At 31.7% G+C, this 22276-nt stretch carries 21 protein-coding genes; 14 read left to right on the top strand and 7 right to left on the bottom strand.

All coding sequences use genetic code 11. From position 1 onward, the window contains the following. The first annotated feature begins 178 nt into the window (after positions 1-178). The 4 genes from OA93_RS19740 (at position 179) to OA93_RS19725 (ending at position 5006) form a co-directional block, all read left to right on the top strand. Positions 179-1885 carry a thiamine pyrophosphate-dependent enzyme gene (locus OA93_RS19740; protein ID WP_039115608.1) on the top strand — a complete coding sequence of 569 codons (1707 nt, stop codon included), beginning with the start codon at positions 179-181 and terminating at the stop codon, positions 1883-1885. 11 nt (positions 1886-1896) lie between these two features. Next, positions 1897-2373, top strand: a complete 477-nt coding sequence (locus OA93_RS19735; RefSeq protein ID WP_039115607.1) for an MEKHLA domain-containing protein — start codon at positions 1897-1899, stop codon at positions 2371-2373. Between the two features lie 407 nt (positions 2374-2780). Next, the gene (galK, locus tag OA93_RS19730; protein WP_039115606.1) at positions 2781-3947 is read left to right on the top strand and encodes a galactokinase; all 1167 of its coding nucleotides are present in this window, start codon (positions 2781-2783) and stop codon (positions 3945-3947) included. A 6-nt stretch (positions 3948-3953) separates the two neighbouring features. Beyond that, entirely contained in the window at positions 3954-5006 is a 1053-nt protein-coding gene (locus tag OA93_RS19725) for a UDP-glucose--hexose-1-phosphate uridylyltransferase (protein WP_039115605.1), read from the top strand. Positions 5007-5222: 216 nt separating this feature from the next. Here OA93_RS19725 and OA93_RS25165 read toward each other — a convergent pair whose 3' ends face one another. Further along, on the bottom strand, positions 5223-5360 hold the full coding sequence (locus tag OA93_RS25165) for a hypothetical protein (RefSeq protein ID WP_165572125.1): 138 nt from the start codon (positions 5358-5360) through the stop codon (positions 5223-5225). A gap of 376 nt (positions 5361-5736) precedes the next feature. Between OA93_RS25165 and gldL the strand changes: the two genes are divergently transcribed. After that, positions 5737-6390 (top strand): gliding motility protein GldL, encoded by a 654-nt coding sequence (gene gldL / locus OA93_RS19720; protein WP_039115604.1) that lies wholly within the window; start codon positions 5737-5739, stop codon positions 6388-6390. Between the two features lie 48 nt (positions 6391-6438). After that, entirely contained in the window at positions 6439-7977 is a 1539-nt protein-coding gene (gene gldM, locus OA93_RS19715) for a gliding motility protein GldM (RefSeq protein ID WP_039115602.1), read from the top strand. 78 nt (positions 7978-8055) lie between these two features. Here the strand turns inward: gldM and OA93_RS19710 are convergent, their stop codons facing one another. Further along, entirely contained in the window at positions 8056-8433 is a 378-nt protein-coding gene (locus tag OA93_RS19710) for a hypothetical protein (RefSeq protein ID WP_039115601.1), read from the bottom strand. Positions 8434-8671: 238 nt separating this feature from the next. On the opposite strand from OA93_RS19710, the gene OA93_RS19705 reads away from it, so the two are divergent. Beyond that, the gene (locus OA93_RS19705) at positions 8672-9427 is read left to right on the top strand and encodes a dihydrodipicolinate reductase C-terminal domain-containing protein (protein WP_039115599.1); all 756 of its coding nucleotides are present in this window, start codon (positions 8672-8674) and stop codon (positions 9425-9427) included. A 245-nt stretch (positions 9428-9672) separates the two neighbouring features. On the opposite strand, the gene OA93_RS19700 is transcribed toward OA93_RS19705, so the two are convergent. The 3 genes from OA93_RS19700 to OA93_RS19690 all read right to left on the bottom strand — a co-directional run bounded on the left by OA93_RS19700 (position 9673) and on the right by OA93_RS19690 (position 11674). Then, positions 9673-10275 carry a DNA-3-methyladenine glycosylase gene (locus OA93_RS19700; RefSeq protein ID WP_039115598.1) on the bottom strand — a complete coding sequence of 201 codons (603 nt, stop codon included), beginning with the start codon at positions 10273-10275 and terminating at the stop codon, positions 9673-9675. Between the two features lie 33 nt (positions 10276-10308). After that, positions 10309-10689, bottom strand: a complete 381-nt coding sequence (locus tag OA93_RS19695; RefSeq protein ID WP_039115596.1) for a hypothetical protein — start codon at positions 10687-10689, stop codon at positions 10309-10311. Positions 10690-10870: 181 nt separating this feature from the next. After that, positions 10871-11674, bottom strand: coding sequence for a DNA alkylation repair protein (locus OA93_RS19690; RefSeq protein WP_039115595.1), 804 nt, complete (start codon positions 11672-11674; stop codon positions 10871-10873). A gap of 152 nt (positions 11675-11826) precedes the next feature. On the opposite strand from OA93_RS19690, the gene OA93_RS19685 reads away from it, so the two are divergent. Both OA93_RS19685 and OA93_RS19680 read left to right on the top strand, forming a co-directional pair. Next, positions 11827-12174, top strand: a complete 348-nt coding sequence (locus OA93_RS19685) for a helix-turn-helix domain-containing protein (protein ID WP_039115593.1) — start codon at positions 11827-11829, stop codon at positions 12172-12174. Between the two features lie 215 nt (positions 12175-12389). Continuing rightward, the gene (locus OA93_RS19680) at positions 12390-12779 is read left to right on the top strand and encodes a hypothetical protein (RefSeq protein WP_039115592.1); all 390 of its coding nucleotides are present in this window, start codon (positions 12390-12392) and stop codon (positions 12777-12779) included. A 20-nt stretch (positions 12780-12799) separates the two neighbouring features. Here the strand turns inward: OA93_RS19680 and OA93_RS19675 are convergent, their stop codons facing one another. Next, positions 12800-13306 carry a GNAT family N-acetyltransferase gene (locus tag OA93_RS19675; RefSeq protein WP_039115591.1) on the bottom strand — a complete coding sequence of 169 codons (507 nt, stop codon included), beginning with the start codon at positions 13304-13306 and terminating at the stop codon, positions 12800-12802. A gap of 181 nt (positions 13307-13487) precedes the next feature. Here OA93_RS19675 and OA93_RS19670 point away from each other — a divergent pair, with 181 nt between their 5' ends. The 4 genes from OA93_RS19670 to OA93_RS19660 all read left to right on the top strand — a co-directional run bounded on the left by OA93_RS19670 (position 13488) and on the right by OA93_RS19660 (position 16059). Then, the gene (locus tag OA93_RS19670; protein WP_039115590.1) at positions 13488-13703 is read left to right on the top strand and encodes a hypothetical protein; all 216 of its coding nucleotides are present in this window, start codon (positions 13488-13490) and stop codon (positions 13701-13703) included. 8 nt (positions 13704-13711) lie between these two features. After that, positions 13712-13888, top strand: coding sequence for a hypothetical protein (locus OA93_RS25160; RefSeq protein ID WP_165572124.1), 177 nt, complete (start codon positions 13712-13714; stop codon positions 13886-13888). Positions 13889-14193: 305 nt separating this feature from the next. Further along, positions 14194-15297, top strand: a complete 1104-nt coding sequence (locus OA93_RS19665; protein ID WP_039115589.1) for a lipase family protein — start codon at positions 14194-14196, stop codon at positions 15295-15297. A 129-nt stretch (positions 15298-15426) separates the two neighbouring features. Then, positions 15427-16059 (top strand): response regulator transcription factor, encoded by a 633-nt coding sequence (locus OA93_RS19660; protein WP_039115587.1) that lies wholly within the window; start codon positions 15427-15429, stop codon positions 16057-16059. 38 nt (positions 16060-16097) lie between these two features. Here the strand turns inward: OA93_RS19660 and OA93_RS19655 are convergent, their stop codons facing one another. Next, positions 16098-19046: an ATP-binding protein gene (locus tag OA93_RS19655; RefSeq protein WP_039115586.1), complete on the bottom strand. Its 2949-nt coding sequence runs from the start codon at positions 19044-19046 to the stop codon at positions 16098-16100. A gap of 381 nt (positions 19047-19427) precedes the next feature. Here OA93_RS19655 and OA93_RS19650 point away from each other — a divergent pair. After that, the coding region (locus OA93_RS19650) for a choice-of-anchor L domain-containing protein (RefSeq protein ID WP_117615860.1) at positions 19428-22276 on the top strand (2849 nt) is incomplete at its 3' end.

Raw genomic sequence — 22276 nt, 5'->3', positions numbered from 1 at the left:
CCCAAATCTTATCATTATGAAACGAATTATCATATTAATACAACAAGGTTGTTTGTTGTTCTGAAAAGTTTGTGATGCTTAATTGGGTATCATAAACTCTTAATTAAAAAGATACTTAGAGTTATCTTATTCAATAAGCTTTTTATTATTCTTTAATAATTAAAAGTTTCAAAACTATATGGACAGCAATCAGTTAATAGTAAATACCCTCGAAAGTTGGGGAATATCACTATATACCGGTGTTACTGGTGGTGGTGTTATTCATTTTCTTAAATACCTCAATCCTTATAAAAGGGATTCTTTTAATACAACAGAGTTTTTAACTTTTGGGGAGTATAGCGCAGGTTTTGTGCCGTTAGGTTATTACTTAAGTACGGGTAAGATAGCAGCAACTGTGGCAACTACAGGAGCAGCTACAAAGCTTATTAGTTGTGGCCTGAGCGATGCCAAATTACATGATATTCCAGCTGTATATATTGTACCTGTTTCAGGGAATAGTACTGTAGGTTTTTCTCCTTTACAAGATTCCACACACTACGGTAGTAATATTGTGGAGCAATTAAAAGCCAAATTGCCTGATTCTGTTTTTATATTAAATAATCAAGCTACATTAAAAGAAACTTTAGTTCAGGCAAAAAAACAATTAGATCGTTTTAAACCAGTTGTTTTGGTTCTTGATAACGAAGGATTAAATATTATTTCTACTGTATGTAAATCTCCATATCCGAATCAGTCAAATGTTTTTAAGAATACAAACTTAGATAGTTTTATAACTAGTTTTAAGGAAACAATTAAAGGTAAACGATTAGTTCTTCTTGTGGGAGAAGAGATGGCACGTTATCCAGATGCGATACATTATACATCTGAGTTAAGTAAACTTTTATGTCCAGCTGTTATTTGGAGCATTAATGGCGCAAATGCTGTAAATCGTGATAATCCTTATGGTTACGGATATGTATCGTTTGGAGGAAATGATAAAGCCTTATCATTAATAAATGCTCTGGATGAAAATGATGTTTTAATGATACTTGGTGCATGCCCAGACGAATACACGGTTAATTTTAATAAATTCCCAGTTGCTCATACCTTTTTTATTGGCAATATTCCCGATGCATACGGACTGGTTGATAATAGTTTAGAACATATTATAGAAAGTAAATATGATCATGTTTATGCTCCTTTAGATTTAGTAATTCAAAAAATAATCGATGCAGCCCATTTATTGCCTTTCGAGAACCTCCCATTTGAGTCTGCTCCAAAAGACTTAAATAATTTGCCATTTGCTTTTGCCCGTGATAACTATGTAGATATGGTCACTTTATATCAAAAGCTTGATAATTGGTGGCCTGCACGCTCTATAGGGATTGATGATGTTTGCCAAGCCTATAAAGACCGGCAATATGTAACCCAACGTCCTAATAATAATATTCAATTTTATTCACTTTATCGAGGCTCGGCTATGGGTGGTGCATTTGGTGTTGCAGTAGGAGCAAAACTAGCAAGTCCTGATCGCTCTGTTTTTTTATTTACGGGTGATGGCTGCTTTCGTCTATTCTCTGGTAGCATGGGAGAAGTTCACGATCTTGGTTTGGTTTTATTTTTATTAAATAATGAAACATTAGGAATTGTCGAACAAGGATTGGGCAAAATTATGCCAGATGTTGATAATGAGCGTTATCATGCCCGATTAAAATCTCTTGATTATTGTAGTATTGCGAGGGCATGTGGCTGGAATGCCGAAATATTAAATACCGATTTATCTAATCTAGATGATCTGTTAGATAGTATGATGATAAAAAATAAACCTCCTCAATCTTTGCTTATAGAAATTACTGTCGATTCGCTGCAATTGTTAGGAAGTAATCCCCGTCTTAAGAACCTATAAAACAAAATATTATGTCTTTAAAAAATGAACACATTCTGCTGAAACAAATTGATGATTGTTTCTTGGCCCTAAATGGAAAAAAACTTCCATCTCCGCCCAATATTTCCGACCGTTACCAATGGTTACATGAAAATGCACCTTATAGCATATTGGCTCAAAATGCCAATACTAATTCTTATTTTATTTATGCCAATAAATATGCTTTGTCTTGTTTTAAATACTCGAATGAGGAAATTCTAGCGATACCATCCAGTTTTAGTGCTGCAATTGAGAATAGATACGAACGCAAATTATTATTTGATAAAGTCGCACAAGAGGGTATTGTATATAATTACAAAGGAGAACGAGTTGATAAGTACGAGAATAGTTTTACCATTCATGATACTATAGTTTGGCAATTACAAAATACAAATGGCGATGTATGGGGACAAGGAGCGTTATTTTGGCGAGATGAAAAACTACGACCAGATTGGTATTTTGATCTTTAATTAAAAAATATCAGTATAAAACTATACCAGTTTGTTGTTATAAAAAGTAAAATTAACTTAAAGCCATTTTAAAGAAATGGTTTTTTTTATGTTTTTATTTCTGATGTTTTTTAAGAAATTATAGCTGTGTTTATGGGAGTTAAAGAAGATATATTCTAAAAAAATATTATAGAATATTATTTTGATAAAGTTGTAATTTTTGAGAATTTCATTTTTATATTCTCAAAACCAGTAGGGACTAGTAGGATTGTTTTGTGTAAGTATTTATTTTTGGTTTTCTATTAATTGTAAATAATTTAATGAAATTAGTTTTTCTTTATCTTATGAGTTTCTTTTAATTGAATTTTATAAGAATTTTAAAAGTTTAAATAAATTAACCCATCAACCATATTAATTAGTAAATAATAATGAATGATATTTTAATCCAAAATACGACCCATTTTTTTAAAGAAAAATTTGGTAACCAACCACAAAAAGTAGTCCTCTCTCCAGGAAGAATTAATATTATAGGTGAACATATCGATTATAATGATGGTTATGTTTTGCCAGCAGCTATAGATAAAATTATTTGTTTTGCTTTTGAGAAGAGTAATTCAAAAAAATCAAAAATTTATGCAATAGATTTAAATGACGAATTTGAAGTTGATTTAACAAAAGAGATTCAGTTAAGTAATGTTGTATGGACAAATTATATTCTTGGAGTTATAAAACAACTTCAGGATAATGGTTTTTCTTTTGAAGGATTTAATTGCGTTTTTAGCAGTAATATTCCCGTTGGTTCAGGTTTATCATCTTCGGCAGCATTAGAATGTGGGATGATTTTTGGAATTGCAGCATTGTTTAATCTTACTATTAATAAAGTAGATATTGCCTTATTAGGACAAAAGGCCGAACATTGGGTGGGGATTAATTGCGGTATAATGGATCAGTTTTCCAGCGTACATGGGCAAGAAAATAAAGTAATCAAATTAGATTGCAAAACGTTGGAATTTGAATATCACGATGCTAATTTTAGTGATTATGTTTTGGTTTTGTTTGATAGTAATGTAAAACATTCATTATTTACATCTGAATATAATACGCGTCGCAAAGAATGTGGGGAAGGTTTATCGATAATTAAAAATCATTTTCCTGAAATAAAAAGTTTTAGAGATTGTACAGAAGATCAGTTATTAAGTATTCAGGATAAAATGAATGCAACTGTTTTTAAAAGAGTACACTATGTTGTAAAAGAAATTAATCGTGTTGCACAGGCTTGTAACGCTCTTGATAAAGGTAACATTGAGCTTTTAGGACAATTGCTTTTTGATACTCATGATGGTTTGTCTAATGAATATGAAGTGAGTTGTCCTGAACTAGATATGCTTGTTGCTACTGCAAAAGATGATGATTCTATAATAGGTTCTCGATTGATGGGTGGCGGTTTTGGAGGCTGCACCATTAATTTAATTAAAAAAGGAGAAGAAAATGAAGTAAAAAATAAGTTTTCGTCCCTTTATTTAGATATATTTGGGATTGAATTAAAATTTTACGACGTAAAAATAGCAAATGGAACATCACTTTACAACTTATAAAATTAAATGAGAAATTTTAATATTAGCGAAGACCCACACAGACGTTATAATCCATTACTTAACGAATGGGTTTTAGTTTCACCTCATAGAGCAAAACGCCCGTGGCAAGGGCAAAATGAGTTAGTTATTACCGAACCTTTACCTAAATATGACCCAACTTGCTATTTGTGTCCAGATAATGTAAGGGCAAACGGATTGAATAATCCTAAATACGAAGGAAGCTTTGTTTTCGAAAATGATTTTGCTGCCATGAAACAGGATGAAATCATTTATGAAGAAGACATTAAATACACTTTTTTTCTGGCTAAACCAGAAAGAGGAATCTCAAGAGTAGTTTGTTTTTCGCCAAGACATGACCTTACATTACCAGAAATGGAAGTAAAGGATATTGAAAATATTGTAAAAACATGGCAAAAAGAATATACAGATTTAGGTGCAATTAAATATATAAATCACGTTCAGATTTTTGAAAATAAAGGAAGCGTTATGGGATGTAGCAATCCGCATCCTCATGGACAAATTTGGGCACAATCATCCTTGCCAACTCAGGTTGAAAAAACACAAAATAGTTTAAAAAATTATTTTGATAAATATAAGGCTACTCTTTTACAAGATTACCTTCAAGCTGAATTAAAAAAGGATGAACGTATCGTTATAGAAAATGATCACTTTGTAGCTTTGGTTCCGTTTTGGGCAATATGGCCTTATGAAACGATGATTATAAGCAAAAGACATTTTGGAAGAATTACTGATTTTACTGAAGAAGAAGCAACTGCTTTCGCTAAAATTTTAAAACAGTTGACAACAAAATACGATAATCTTTTTAAGACATCTTTTCCATACTCATCAGGTATTCATCAGGCTCCAACAGATGGTAATGCACATCCGGAATGGCATTTCCATATGCATTTTTATCCACCTTTATTGCGATCAGCATCGGTTAAGAAATTTATGGTAGGTTACGAAATGTTAGGTGAGTCTCAAAGAGATATTACTCCAGAGAAAAGTGCTGCAACTTTAAGAGAGCAGTCGGATATACATTATAAACTAGAATCATAAATTTTAAAGTTGTTTTTTTGTCTTATTATATGTTTTTAAAAACGTTTTGAGGCAGAATTACTTCTAGAATAAGGAGATATTTGCTTTAGATTTTTCATTTGTCTTACTCCATGAGACAAGTAATTTTTTAAATAAGTTCTTTTCAAGATTAAGGAAGCTTCGGCTTCCTTATTTTTTTTAGAATACTTATTAGTTAATCCAACGTTGCCAGCTTGTTTATTTCAATTTTATAGGGCGTAATGTGGTTAGAACTTCTTCTACTTTATTAATTGCAAAATCAATATCATCTTGGGTTGTGTATTTTCCTATTGAAAATCGTATTGTCGATTGAGCCGTTTCATTATCTATTCCCATAGCTTTTAAGACATGACTTGTATTTCTGGAGTCGTATTATTTTAGCATTTATATGAAACTCAAATTCCTTTATTACATCCTTTTTGTCTAATATTCTTTTTTTAAAATATTTAAGGAGTTTGTTTGACAGATTATTTCTGTTAAAATTATAAAGCAACAAAGAAATGTCTTAATCTGTTTATTTAAAGGCTTTTGTTGTTTATAGGGGATAGTGATTTATAAAGACATTTGCATGTTTTTATTAGATAAAAAATCAGATCATTTTATATGGAAACTTAAGTAACAGAGAATTAAGATGATTAATTATTTAGCGCAAATTAAAAATAAAAACAAGTTCTTATTTAAAACCTAAAATAAAATTTAAAACAAAAAAATTATGGCATTATTAAGTAAAAAAGCAATGAATTTCGCTTATGGTATGGGAGCAGCAGTAGTTATTATTGGAGCTTTATTCAAAATTACTCACTTTGAAATCGGACCGTTAACAGGAACCTTGATGCTTTCAATCGGATTAGTAACTGAAGCATTAATCTTTGCTCTTTCTGCTTTTGAACCTGTAGAAAAGGAATTGGATTGGACCATTGTATATCCAGAATTAGGAGATGGTAAAGCTAGAAAGGAAACTAAAATGGCTAAAGTGGAGACTCCAACTGAAGCACAAGGGCTATTATCTCAAAAATTAGATATTATGCTTAAAGAAGCTAAAATTGACGGTGAGTTAATGTCAAGCTTAGGAAACAGTATTAAGAATTTTGAATCTGCTGCTAAAGGAATTGCTCCAACTGTTGATTCAATTGCTTCTACTAAAAAATACAGTGATGAGTTATCTATTGCGGCTTCTCAAATGGAATCATTAAACAGTCTATATAAAGTTCAATTACAAAGTGCTTCAAGAAATGCAGAAGCTAATAAAGAAATCGCTGAAAACGCAACTAAACTAAAAGAGCAAATGCAATCTATGACTGCAAATATTGCTTCTTTAAACAATGTATATGGCGGTATGCTTTCGGCTATGGGTAACAAAGGATAATTAGTTAAAAAGCAATTATTATTAATACGAACTAATTATTTAGAAAATATGGCAGGAGGAAAATTAACCCCTAGACAGAAGATGATAAACCTTATGTATCTGGTTTTTATCGCAATGTTAGCAATGAATATGTCAAAAGAAGTATTGTCTGCTTTTGGCTTAATGAATGAGAAATTTGAAAGTGCCAATGCATCTTCAAATATGAGCAATGCACAAAAGTTAGCTTCATTAGATACCAAAGCAGAAGAGGCAAAAGGAGAATTTGCTCTGGCGGCTCAAACAGCTCATAAAGTGGAAGCTATATCTAAAGATTTTTACAATTATATAAATACATTAAAGACAGATGTTGTAAAAGGATTTGATAAAGATGCAGCAACAGGAAAATTACCTTATGAGGATATGGAGAAAGGTGATAATACTGATAATTGGTTTGTTGGAGAAGGGTATACTGCAAAAGGAAACGAGATTGTTGCAAAAATTAATAAGTACAAAGCTGATATGAAAGCGGTACTAAGTGACAAAAAATACAAAGCAATTGTAGCTGAGATTGATAGCAAATTTGATACATCAGACGTTAAAAATAAAGAAGGTTTAAAAGATAAATTTTTATCGTACCATTTTAAAAATTTCCCTGTAGTTGCATCGGTTGCAAAATTATCTGCTTGGCAAAGTGATGTTCAAAAAACGGAATCAGATGTTTACAGTGCAGCTTTAGGAGAGGCAGCAATGACGACTAACTCTTATAACAATTATAAAGCAATTGTAGTTCTTGATAAAAATGCTTACTTTCAGGGAGAAACGGTTACAGGTAAAGTTGTTTTAGGTCGTTATGACGAAAATACAATACCAACTTCATTCTCTGGTCCAGGAAAAATTGTAAACGGACAAGCTGTTATTTCTATGACTGCTGGTGGAGTAGGAGAACAAAGTATTAACGGGCAATTTACTTTCTTAGAAGATGGAAAAACTATTCCACTTAAATTTGAAGGAAAATATGTTGTAGTACCTAAGCCAAATTCAGCTACAATATCTGCAGATAAAATGAATGTAGTTTACAGAGGTGTTGTTAATCCAATATCCGTATCATTTGCAGGTGTTGCAGATAATAAAGTTGTAGCAAGTGCTCCAGGATTATCTTCTGCTGGTAGACCAGGAAAATATAATATGAGTCCGGGTACAGGCACAGAAACTACAATTACTGTTACAGGTACATTACCAAACGGTTCTACAGTTTCTGATAAGAGAACTTTTAGAATTAAAGGTATTCCTGCCCCAGTTGGAACTATTAGAGGAGAAATGGGTATTGTAAAAGGGCCTAAATCGAATCTGGAAGTAGTTACAATTGGAGCTAAATTGGTAGACTTTGATTTTGAAGTAGGATTAGATGTTGTTGGATTTAATTTTAAAATCCCGGGACAAGCTACAGTTGTAGTTTCTGGTGATAAATTAAATGCGCAATGTAAAGCTGCATTATCTAAAGCAGGTAGAGGAGATCAAGCTACGATTTCGGAAATTAAAACTAGACTTGTTGGAGGAGGAAACTATCAAGTATCCAGAACCGCTCCAGTAATTTTTGAAATACAATAAATAAAGTATTTACTTTTTTAAAATAGATTTAAACCTGTTCATTTAATTGAGCAGGTTTTTTTTGCTAAAGTTGTAATGTTATAAGGCTTCATCCCATTTACCGCTATCTTTTGCAATATCAATTAGCTTTTGTCCGTGTTCGGTCATTAAGCCCTGTTCTATCAGTCGTTCTGCTCGTTCTCTATTGGGTTTACTCCATTTGCTTTTTTTGGGGTTTCGGGGAGAGAATGTCAAATAAAAACTTTCGGAATCCCGTTTTTTGCATAAACTATCTATCCAACCATAACATAATGCTTCTTCGGTTGCATCATTAAGATTAACACTTTGTGTAGTGCTTTTTTTGTGGTATAAAATTAACCAAACAGATTTTTCGACTTGACTATTTTCTTTCAGCCAATTTCGCCATTCAGCTCTTGTAATAGCATAGATTGCTAGTTTTCCATCTTTAGTTTCCATAAGTTTCCATAATTTATGATTTCTATTAACAAAGTTAAGATGATCTTATGACAGCAGTATGTTAGCAGTTTGTATGAATTATCATATTGGTATATTGTAATATATTGCTGTTATCGTATAATTTCGATTAATTTTTTTAACCTATTTTTACTTAAATAGTATTAATAATCAATTTGTTTACTTGTAAAATTAAAATTTTAAACTTGAAATAAGTTGGAAACCATTTAAATTATAAAATATGAAAATAGGATTAATAGGATTTGGAAAAACAGGAAAGTCAGTTGCTTCAGTATTACTTGAAAATAAAAATTTTTGTTTAGAATGGGTATTAAGACAAAGTACAGTTTTAGAACATCGATCAGTACCAGAGTTTTTTGGTGTTCCTTCAGATGAACCAGGATTAATATATTCTAGTTCCAAAACAACAATTAAAGAGCTTTTAGACAAACATCCTGTCGATATTATAATTGATTTTTCTTCAAGTTTAGGAATTCATACTTATGGTGAAGCTGCTGCCCAAAGAGGCATTAAAATTATATCGGCGATATCTCATTATAAAGATAAAGAATTAAAATTTTTAAAAGAATTAGCGATTAAAACAACGGTGTTTTGGTCTCCAAATATTACTCTTGGAGTTAACTATTTGTTATTTGCAGCTAAATTTTTGAAGAAAATTGCACCTTGGGTTGATATTGAGGTCAATGAAGAACATTTTAAGTTAAAAGAAGGAACATCAGGTACTGCTATAAAAATTGCAGAAGCTCTAGATGTCGAGAAAGAAAGTATAAATTCAGTTAGGGCAGGAGGTATCGTTGGAAAACATGAAGTAATATTCGGGTTTCCTTACCAAACAGTTCGACTTATTCACGAATCGATTTCGAGGGAAGCATTTGGAACTGGAGTTATTTTTGTTGCCGAAAACATAGAAAATAAAGGTATCGGATTGTATAATTTTGAGGATATTTTAGCGCCTTATTTTCAACTTGATAAATAGGTTTAAAGAATAATTGTAAAGGTTTTAACCTGTGTGGATTAACCGCAAAGGGCGCAAAGGGCTACGCAAAGTTTCTCCCCAATATTGTGGTTGTATTGTGATTTTTAACAGAAAGATAAACTGCAAGGGACACGAAGGACTACGCAAAGTACACAAAGGCTTATATAAGGTTTGCAAAAACTCAGTACCTCAGAACCTTTGTCCCTTTGCACCTCTTAAACTCTGAACCTTAAAAACTTAGTAACTCAAAAATCTTTCCATCGCCATAAATGTAGGCATGCAAATGTTCTGTACGGGCTCCATGGTTTCGAGAGACGAATAATGTCTTCATTAAATTTTTTCTTATCGGTTTTATCGAGATTAAACAAGATTGCCATTTTGTTACGAATAATTAAATCATCGGCCGAAAAAACATCTTCGCGTCCTAAGGCAAACATAAGTAAGTTTTGGGCTGACCATTTGCCTATACCTTTAATAGAAGTTACCAAATCGATAATTTCCTGATCGGTCATTTCGATAAATTTGTTGTATTCTAATCCAAAATCGACATCAAATTGTGCTACATTTTTTATATAGCTAACTTTGGGTTTTGATAAACCTATAGCTTGCAATGTTTCATCTGGAGTTTCAAGAATTTGAGAAGAATTAGGCTCTAGTCCGTCGTATATATCCAGAAAACGTTTTAAAAAAACATCACCAACTTTGGCAGATAATTGCTGATTAATAATTGATGTATATAAAAACTGAGCAAGATTAGTGTTTGTTTTAAGTTCACGATGTTCTGCATTTTCAAGAATTTTTTGGAATGCAGAATCTTTCGAAAGATGTGATATATAGGGATGTGACATTGTTGAGGTATTAGATTTAGAAAATAAGAAATATTAGGTACCAACCTTATCGACAGGTCTAAAACGTAATGCGCTCCAAGTATCGTTTATAGAAATAGCTGTTACTGTTTTTAATCCAAATTCTTTACCTGTAACATGAATCGTATCTCTATTTATGTCAGTTTTAATTTTAGAAGTTCCTTTTGGGTACGCAAACCATAAGACACTATCAGATTCTACGTTTTCTAAATCATTTTTAAGGTAATTTAAAAACTCTTCATTATTATTGATGAAAATTAGCGTGTTTGTACTTTTTATTTTTTTATCAAAAGTAGTTTTCATACCAAGCTGAATAAACTCATCTTCTATTACTTTTGGAGCATTAATAACTGTTCCTTTATCCTTAAATTTTAGTTTCTTGATAACATCTAGCATTATTTATAAATTACTTGGTTTGTTTAATGCTAATATAAGTGTTTTTTTCAAAGGTTCAAAGGCGCAAAGGCGCAAAGGTTCTGAGGTTCAAAGGTTCTGAGGTACTAAGAGACTAAGAAATTGTGACTGAAAACAGAGACTGAAAACCGAAACTGAGACTGAATACTTTTTCTGGCATAGATCACTTTTCGATTGTACGAAGTGCCTTTTTTATTATATAAACAGTTTCTTTTGTGGGACTTATGTTTTTCCAATTTTCGCAAATAGCAATTACAAATTCTGGTTTGGTTTTGCTCGCATCATTTAGCCAGTTGCCAACACTATCTTGTACGTATTTTGATTTATCCGATTTTAGAGGTTCCAAAATGATTAATCCCAAATCAGGGTTTTGCTTTAATTCTTCGATGTGTTCACACCAAACTCCTCTTGGTCTTGTGGCTTCGCTAGCAAATCGTCTTACGTTTTCGTCTGAGTGTTTTGTCCATTTAGCTAGGATTCCCAAACTTTCGGTTAGATTCTGGGCAATTGTTTGTCTTACGGCTAACCAGCAAATCTCTCTAACGCCAAAATGTTTATCGGCAGAAAAAAACTGAATCTGTTCTAACATTTCTTCAATTGATAGCTCGGTATTTTTTCCAATTGTATAAGTTGCCCAACATCTAATTAAATCCGATTTATGCTTTGATAGTATTGAAAATAGTTCAGTATCATCTTCTGATTTTGCTAATTTAAAAAGACTTGTTCCAATGGCTTCATTAATAGTATTGACAGTTTGTTTCTTTAACGCATCAATTGTAGTATTGATTGGCTCTAAATACCTTAAACGATTATTCTGATCAAGAAAGTTCTTAAGGAGTAGTTTTTGATCAATTGCGAGCCATTCGACTAAATTAGCGGTTTCGATTTCTCCTTTATTTAATTTCTCTAAAATATCTTTGGGTATGTCTTTTGTTGAGCGTGAGCCTTTTCGTTTTATATCTGTCATACTGATTTTATCTATTGTTTAAATAAACATGCATTTGCGCGGTTTCTCATTTGCTTTGCTAAAATGTTTATTAATTTTACAAAGGTTTAAAAGAAAGTTCATATGTGCAATAACGCATATTATTGTCACATAGGGGTAAAAAAGTCACTATTATGAAAACAAAGGAAAGAAGCATAGAAAACAAAATTTGTCCATTGGAAGTAGCAGTTAATTCTATCAGTGGTAAATGGAAAATTCCGATTGTTTGGCAAATTAATGAAGGTAAAAAGCGCCCAAGTGAATTTTTGCGTGGAATTGCCAAGGTCGATAGAAGAGTTTTGAATCAACAGTTAAAAGAAATGGAACAAGATGGTATCTTAACTAAAGTTTCATTTAATGAGCTTCCGCCAAGAGTAGAGTATTCGCTCACTGAACTAGGGGTGAAGTTGGTGGATATTCTGTGGATGTTAAACGATTGGGGTAAATTAATGATTCCTGAAGAAGAGTTTCATATTGAGTAAACGTGTTCCAAATTTTAAAATGAAACATTTCTTGATGCAAAAAGTACTAGGCTTTAAAAAAGTAGATTTAATTTTAAGCATAGTTAAATTCGAGAATAAATTTAATATAAACGACTATTCATTTTGGTTTTTTATGTTTTGTTTATATCATTTTATTAATATTAAAAAGAATCACATTTTATTGCTTTCAAATGAACAATTTGATAAAATCGCTCATGGCAAAAATAAAGGACTCCATACACAAAAGACAACTATATCATTTCTCATTTGATACCATCGATTGCGAAAATGATTTTACAGATTATGCTGAGGCCAAAGAATATTTACTATGCGTATTGGTTAATACCAAAGTTTTGGATATTCTGGCAATTAATGAGCGGTCTTTTATTCTTGAATTTGATAATGAGCAACCTAAATTGTTTGCTTATCTAAAAACTAATTTAGAAAAGTATTTTTACTTTACAGTTTCTCAAATACCAATAAGTGATAAAAATAGCCCTACGATTCACATCAATAGGGATATTATGCTGGCGATACACCAAAAAATGCTACTGAAAAGCTTAAAATGTTCTACTAGTATTTTACGCAAAATCTCTATTTACTAGCTTGCAAGTAGTGTTTTTAATTAAACCAAAGGTCTTTTTGTTACAAAATAAGCTATTTCTTCGTCATCTCTTATTATGTTATCTAATCGCTCAAATCCTACTTTCAGTAATACATTTTGGGATCCGCTATTGTTAAGATCTGTTATAGCAACTACCTCATTTATATCAGTATTTGTAAAGCAATATTGGGTTAAACCTTTACATACTTCAGTAGCAATTCCTTTTCCCCAGTATTCTTTACTAAGTACATATCCTATTTCTATTTGATTGGTGTTGTGTACAAAAACACGCGCAACACACATACCTATAAAATTATTATTTGTAGTATCAAAAATTGCCCATCGGCTTAGGTTGCCTTTCTCATAATTTTCAAGAAGTTCACTAAACATTTCCTCATATCTCTCAGGGGAAACTTGAGGTAAATATTGGGTCACTTCGTCGTCTTTAAACAGATCTAAAAACGTTTGTTGCTCTTCTGACAAGAACTCACGAATAATTATTCTAGGAGTTTGATATAAATTTGACATATTATTTTTTTGTATGTATCAAAAGTAAAAAAAACATATTATTTAGATGGATGAAATGTTAATATAATTGTTTGTTCTAGCTTTATTTTTACTTTTTCAGCAACATTCGAGCTATCTTTATTCGATAAAATTAAAATACATATATTCGCAAACTTCAATAAAGAAAGACAGTATTATATTTATGAATTATAGATTTTTAGTGTATTGCTTTTTATTTATAATTGGTGCTATTGCCTATTATAAGTTAAACAAATGGTCATTAGAAGGCAGAGATGGAAATAAAAATCCTGATTTGTATTCAAAACCACAAACAAACCTTCAAAATTTTAATAGTTGGGTAATTATTATAGGTTTTGTAATAGGCGCAATAGTATGTTTATTTAAGTCAATTAATTAAAATTAAAAATGGGTATAGAAGAAATAGTTAGGCTAATAATTCCTTTAATCAGTATTGTTATGGGATTTGCAATTAAGAACTCAAAGAATGAGAGTTATACTTCGATGAAAAAATACTGGTGGTTTTTTGTTGTCATAGGAATGCTTTTATTCTCGTACCGATTGTACAAGTTTTTATATCATTAATATAAAAACAAATATAGATTTAAAGACCAAAAGATTATCGTCTAAAAGATGGATTTGATCTGTAATTATCCTCTTTACTCTGTATGCAACAAGTGTGTTTTTGATGCTTATGGAAATAAAAATCAGGAAGTACTACCAAAATAATGTCTATATTTATTGTAAGATTAGTTCTCAAATAAATAAGTAGTCATAATTATATCGAATGTTTTATATAAAGTCTTAGTTTAGATAAACATAGGTAATTATGCTATTTTTTAATTTCTAATCAAAATCGTTATTACTAATAAATTAGCACCTTGGTCTTTATGAAATTTTTAAAATCACCTTTAGTTGTTTTCTGCTTTTTGTTTTCTTTTACACATAGCATTGCGCAAGATTTAAAACCCGGATTTGATAAGGCAGAATATCGTGAGTTAGTTTATATTGCCACTCGATCGACAGAATCTCCAGAGAAAGCAAAGGATATTCCGCTGCCAGAACATTCAAAATTGGTGTATCAAAGCAAATCAATAGGGCTGGATAATCAGTGGGAGTTATGGCTTAAAGATGGTAAAACTGCTGTATTGTGTACAAGGGGAACTACCGAAAAAGGAGAAAGTTGGCTTGCAAATCTTTATGCGGCAATGACTCCGGCAAAGGGAGAATTAAAAATTTCTAATACGGATACTTTTAAATATGAATTATCTACTAATAAAGATGCAGCTGTTCATACAGGATATCTTTTAAGTACTGCTTTTCTTTCTAAAGAAATGCTCCCAAAGATAGATTCTTGTTACAAACAAGGGATTAAGAATTTCATAATCATGGGACATAGCCAAGGCGGAGGAATTAGCTATTTGCTTACAGCACATTTTTATAATTTGCAAAGCAAAGGTGTTATACCAGCCGATATTCGTTTTAAAACCTATTGTAGTGCAGCTCCTAAACCCGGAAATTTATATTTTGCTTATGATTATGAGCGTAAAACTCAAAACGGTTGGGCATATAATGTTGTAAGTGCTGCAGATTGGGTTCCTCAAACACCATTTTCTGTAGAAATGCCTGAAGATTTACCTATAGTAAGTCCAATTGCCTTGGTAGAAGAAACCATTAAGAAGCAAAACTTCTTTAAAAGAATGCTTTTAAACATGGTTTATGATAAAGCAACGAGTCCATCACGCAAAACGGTAAAAACGTATCAAAAGTTGTTAGGTAAAGAAATGGCTAAGAGAGTAAAAGAGTTTTTGCCTGAGTTTGTACCACCACCTTTTTATAACAGTAATAATTATGTGCGTACAAGTACTACTATTGTACTTTATCCTAAACAAGATGATGCGGTGTATTATGAAAAATTCCCAAATAATAGTAAGGATTTAATGATTCATCATTCTTTTCCGCCTTACTTATACCTTCTGGATCAGTTGGAATAGAGTATTTGGTCTTATCTTATTATAAAAATAACTTTTATAGGTGTTAAAATTATGATTTAACAGCATTGATTTATCATAAATGTTTTTAGTTCAGGCAAATAATTGTAATTTTGAGCTGTAAAATTTTCTATGAAAAAAGACTTCAATATATTATTAGCAGATGACCATAGTGTAGTACGGCACGGAATTTCTTTGTTATTAAAAGAAGCTTTCCGAAGTATTAACATTACTCATGCAGATAGTTTTGAAGAAGTTATAAGCAAACTACGCCAGAAACAAGACTTGATTTTTTTAGATATTAACCTTCCTGGAGGGAATAGTACCAAAATGGTTGAAAAAATTAAGCAAAATCACCCTAATTTATTGATCTTGATGTTTTCTGCATATGATGAAACGCAATATGCTTTACGTTATATTCATGCTGGCGCCAATGGTTTTTTAAATAAAGACAGCAGTGACGAGGAAATTATTAAAGCTGTTCGCTCTGTTATCGAAACCGGAAAATATATTAGTGATGTTGTAAAAGAGAAAATTCTTGAAAATGCGCTAAATAAAACTCCAATAAATCCATTAGAAATCCTTTCGGATAGAGAGATTGAAGTTGCCGAACTTCTTGTTAATGGAGAAGGGAATCTCGAAATATCGAATAAGTTGAATATCCAGATGACAACTGTAAGTACTTTTAAAAATAGAATCTTTGAAAAACTAGGAATCAACAATGTTGTTAGACTAGTCGAAATTTTAAAAATCTATAAAAACTAAATAATAATCTAGGCTTTCTTATAACTCATAAACTAGATTTATTTGGTATTCAAAAACAGAATTGTAATTTTTGTACCGATATTTATAGTACTCTCAATCTTCATTTTAGCTTTCATAATCTCCAAAAGTTCGGTCACAATTTGTAGCCCCATTCCAGGTTTTTCTTGGGTTTGCGTTGATTTTATATCTTGTTTATTGTAAAGGTTTACAATATCGCCTGACATTCCGCTTCCAGTATCTTTAATAGCAAAGAAAAGCTTGTTATCCATTATTCCTGAGACTAAAGTAATTTTTCCTGATGGAGTATTTTTTATTGCATTGTCCAGAAGATTATGTACTACGATTGAAAATAATAATCGATTATTGCTGATAGTTTGGTTTGTATCAATGAGGTTTTCAATTACGATTTTTTTGGAAGAGGCAATGGTCAGGAAAATTTTTATTTTTTCTTCGATCAGATCATATAAACAATACGTACTGGATAAGTTTTCGTGTTTAGATACTTTGGTATATTCTAATATATTATTTACAAAATTATAGAGTTGGAAAGATGAAGTATGTAATGATTTTATACCATCCTGAACAGTTTCTGAATCGTTTGGATTTTGATAAATGTGTTTTGCAGTCATTGCCAAAAAACGCAATGGGCTTTTTATATCGTGTGTAATTGTTCCTATAAGTTTTTTGTGATTTGTAATTTGTTCACGTAAATTTTCGGTTGTATCTTTTAATGTTGTAATTGTATTACGGAGTTGAAAAGTTTGTTCGGCTATTTTTTTTTCTAAATGAATGTTTTTCAATCGAACATATTTCAGTCTTAATTTTACAACATAAAATAGAGTAGTAAAGGCTAAAATAAAAATCAATACGTTAAACCAAATGGTTTGATAAAATGCCGGAGCGATTATTATAGTTAGTGTTTTGTATCGGTATTCAGAATCATGTCCGGTCATTTTTCTGGCTGTAAGATGATAAGTTCCGTGTGGTAAAGTCGTAAAGTAAATATTATTATCGATTATCGATTCCCATTTTTGAGATATCGGACCTTCGACTTTGGTTTCTATATTTAAGTTATTTGAATTTCCATAATAAGGACTATTTATAAAAAGCCTAAGTCGTTCAAAATCATGATTTAAGTTAAGAGTGTCATTTTTAATAGTAACATTTGAGTTGTTGACTTCTGCTTGCTCAAAATAAATATCTCCTTTAGGTAAAAGTCTTTTTACTTTTTTAGAATCAAATACCACATTTCCTTTCATTGATGGGAATGTCACGTAATTATTCTTTAATAATAATCCGCATGGCTGGCATCCGCCATTAAATTCATTGGTTGCAAAACCATCGGACTTATCATAATATTGATAATAAATATTTTTTATTTTTTTGTTGGAATAATCCAGTAGGTTTTTTTTAGAAACCTGAAACAATCCTTTATTAGTAGTAATCCAAAAATATCCGTTTTTATCTTCTATAATACAATGAGAGGTGAGTAGATACTTGTTTTTATCTACAGGAAAAGAGGTGGTTTTTTTTGTAAATTGATTGTATAGATAAAAACCATTTCCATAAGTTGTTATCCATATTTCATTGGGTTTTCCAATATATACACTTCTTACATAATTGTTTTCTGTTTCCTTTACATTTTCAATTTTTTTCTCTTTAAAATGAATTTGATGAAATCCCAAATGTGATCCTGTCCAGATAATATTATCTTTTATCTGAAGCATATAGGTTACATTAAAAGGAACATTCATATAAAAATTAAAATGAGGTTTATCTTTTGTACCTCCTAATGTGTATAATTTTCCATTTGGAGAACCTCCAACGCTCATTCCTACTATTATTTCCCCATTATTCATCTGGAAAATTTGTGTAACCCTATCCTCAAAACTCCATTTGTTATAGGTAATAAAATTGCTTTTTTTATGAAAACAGTACACAATATTATTTGCCTTAGTCCAGATATTTCCCATTTTATCAAACATCAGGCTATAATTATCATTTAGAACTTTAAATAAAGGATTACTTAATGATTGCCCATCTGTCGTGAAAATTTCTCCCGATGTGGCCAAGAATTGATTATCCTGATATGGAACCTGCGCGTAATATACACCATCCTTATTTTTTCCAGGAATGGCCAAAAAAAGTTTTTCCTTAACTACAAGTAATCCATCAGTGCTACTTCCGATATATAAAATTCGATCATCTAGGTCATAATATGCAGATACTATATTTCTTTTTGAAAGGTCATAATTTTTTAACAGCAAACGAAGTACAAGTTTTTTATGTTTTTTTTCAAGGATGTAAAAATTGCCTTCAACGATAAAAAAGATTTGTTGAGAAACATTGTTTATGATAATAGAAAAATTATTTGTTTTTAGCCCATCTATCTTTATAGGATCAATTTTTCCATTCTCGAATTTTATGAATTTTTCTCCATCATAGTTGTAAATACTATTGTTTAGTATGAAAAAGTTTTGATACTCATCATAAGCATATTTAACCTGCCACAATAGTTTGTTTTCATCTTGATACAGACCAATATACTTTTTTGAGAGTGTAAAATATTTGTTATCAGTTCTATGAATTTTGTTGTTATAGAATCGTCTTTTTTTATAAAGGGCATTATTGATTTTAAATTGCTTAGGAATTTTATTTTTAGGAATTATAGAAGCAGTATTGTTTTTTATCCTAATATAATCGGCAAGATCATTGAGTAAATAGATATTGTCTTTAAGTGCATTTCCTCTAAAAAGACTCATCCTGTTAGTAGTCATTCCTGCTACATTTTCGGTATTAAATGTCTTAAATTGATTTCCATCATATCTTACTAATCCATTTTCGGTAGCCATCCATATAAAACCATTATTATCTTTTATTATGGATTTTACACTGTTTTGAGGAAGTATATTATTGTCTGCAGAATACCAAATAAGAGTATAGTCTTTATTATCTATCTGAGAATAAAGAAAATTGACAAAAAACAATGTCAGAAATAATGCTATTAAATTATTAAAATCTTTAATGATTATTGGGATATTTCTTAGAGAAAGGCATTTAAATACCTTGAAAATTTACCGTTCAATATTACGAAAAAGCAGGAGCCTTTATCTGTAGAATTAATTCTACAGTACAATTCTGTATTCTCTACATGGCTTCTTAATGATTAGAAAGAAATTCGCATCTGGATTACTCTAATATGGAAGTAGTTGTTTATCAATTAAAAGCATTGATTAAAAACTGCAAATTTCGATTAAAGCAACCACCAGAATAGAATACCAAATAGTTTGATTTCAATAGTTACAATATTTAGAGATTAATAAATATCCCTGAATACTATTTTTTAGAATTTTAATAACAATTATTATATGAGGAACTTTACTTATTTTAAATTATTAATGCCAAATAAAGAGGGGGCTCTGAATCGATTTCTAGTCTGTTTCTTGTTTCTGTTTATATTTGGAAACACAGGCTACTCACAAGTCCAGACCACACATAGTGCAGGCCCTAATGATACAACAATATTAAGCAGATTAAATGGTAGTGGTGTTATTTTGAGCGTTCCCACATTAGTAAAAGGAGATAGAGCTAAGCAAATTGCTATTTTCTCGGGAGGTACACCTGCTGGTTTAGGAATTGATAAAGGTATTTTATTTTCTACAGGACTTGCTACTGCGGATTTAAGTACTAGAAATACAGCTTTAGGGGTGAGTAATAATGCAATGGGATCTTCAACGATTGATCCGGATTTAGCAACTCTTGATGCCTCAGCAAATAATGATGCAGTTGTATATACCTTCAAGGTAACTCTAGATCCTAAAATGACTGCTATTCGTATCTTTTTTCAGTTCGGATCAGAAGAGTATCCTGATTATGTTGGAAGTAGATATAATGATGTTTTTGGATTTTTTATTTCAGGACCTGGAGTTACAGGGACACAAAATATCGCAAAACTGCCATCGAGCAACAGAGAAATTTCTGTTAATTCGGTAAATGGAGGAGTACTTGGAGCTTCTAAGGATAATACAGGCACACCTATAACCGATAGATTTCAGACTGATTATTACATAAATAATGGACATAGTAATACTGGCGCTCTTAATAATGGAATTGGACCTAGGCCCGTATTTGTAGAATACAATGGATTGACAAAAAGAATATCTTATGATCTTACACAACTAACTCCAGGAGCAACCTATAATTTTAAAATAGCAATTGCAGATGTTGGAGATTCTCAATATGATTCAGGGGTATTTGTAGATGTAATTACGGCTAGTTATGGTGCCGATCTATCGGTAAAAAAAGAAGTAGTAGGAATTGCTAAAAAAGTAGGAGATGAAGCTACTTTTCTTATTTCTGCTTATAATGCTGGACCATATGGAGCAACGGGAGTTAAAGTAAACGATTTATTGCCTTCGGGATATACTTTTGTAAGTGCAACCCCATCGACAGGTACTTATAATTCAGGTACCGGAGTTTGGAATATTGGTACACTTGCCAATAGAGGAAACGCTACTTTGACTGTAAAAGCGACTCTTAATGCCAAGGGAGATTATAATAATATTGCTAAAATTACAGGAAATGAAGAAGATCCAGATCCTTTAAATAACGAAAGCTCTAGTCAACCAGTAAAACCGCCAGTAGCTAATAATGATTCAGGAAATACTATTGGAGGCACAGCTGTTACTATTGCTGTAACAACAAATGATACTGATCCTGATGGAACTATAAATGTTGCAACAGTAGATCTGGATCCTCTTACGCCAGGTATTCAGCCCACGTTTACTGTAGCAGGTGAAGGAACATATACTGTAGATGCTTCAGGAATTGTAACATTTACACCTTTGGTAACTTTTAGCGGAACCGCAAGCTTGAACTATGTTGTAAATGATAACGATGGTTTTACATCTAATGAAGCTACAATTACTGTTACTGTAAAAACGAAACCACCAACAGCTAGTGCACAAACATTTTGTTCTGCTGACCTAAAAAAAATGACTGATTTACCTGCTACAGGCAATGAAATAAAATGGTACGATAGTTTAACAGGTGGGATTCTATATGATGCAACTCATGTATTAGGAACGAGAACCTATTATGCAAGTCAGACTATAAACGGAAATGAAAGTACGAGAACAGCGGTGACTGTAACGATTAATTCTGCTCCAGTAGCACCAGTTGTAATAGTTGAAGATAATTGTGATGGTACATCAAAATTATCGACTACAGCTGCTGGTACTTTATTGTGGAGTAATGGCGAAACAACATCTAGTATTATAGTAAGTACAGCAGGAACCTATACAGTTACGACTACTGTAAATGGATGTACCAATTCAGGTAGTGGAATTGCTGCTCCAAAAACAACACCAGCAGAGCCAACAGCAACAACGCAAGCATTTTGTTCTGCAGAAGCTAAAAAAGTAGGTGATTTACAAGCTACAGGAACAGCTATTCAATGGTATTCCGCAAGCACAAACGGAACATTATATTCAGTAACAGATGTTTTAGCATCAGGAACGTATTATGCAAGTCAGACAATTGACGGATGCGAAAGTGCAAGAACTGCTGTAGTAGTAAAAATAACTCCTACACCAGCAGAACCAAACGCAACAACTCAAACATTTTGTTCAGCAGAAGCTAAAAAAGTAGGCGATTTACAAGCTACAGGAACAGCGATTCAATGGTATTCGGCAAGTAGAAACGGAACATTATATTCAGTAACAGATGTTTTAGCATCAGGAACGTATTATGCAAGCCAGACAATTGATGGATGTGAAAGTGCAAGAACTGCTGTAGTGGTAAAAATTACTCCTACACCAGCAGAACCAACCGCTACAACGCAAACATTTTGTTCAGCCGAAGCTAAAAAAGTAGGTGATTTACAAGCTACAGGAACAGCGATTCAATGGTATTCCGCAGCAACAAACGGAACATTATATTCAGTAACAGATGTTTTAACATCAGGAACGTATTATGCAAGCCAAACAATTGACGGCTGCGAAAGTGCAAGAACTGCTATAGTGGTAAAAATTACTCCTACACCAGCAGAACCAACCGCTACAACGCAAACATTTTGTTCAGCCGAAGCTAAAAAAGTAGGTGATTTACAAGCTACAGGAACAGCTATTCAATGGTATTCCGCAGCAACAAACGGAACATTATATTCAGTAACAGATGTTTTAGCATCAGGAACGTATTATGCAAGCCAGACAATTGA

The sequence above is a fragment of the Flavobacterium sp. KMS genome, from assembly GCF_000813005.1.
GTDB lineage: Bacteria > Bacteroidota > Bacteroidia > Flavobacteriales > Flavobacteriaceae > Flavobacterium.
The sequence above is the reverse complement of the archived record's forward strand: the minus strand, read 5'-3'. Positions and strand labels throughout refer to the sequence as shown.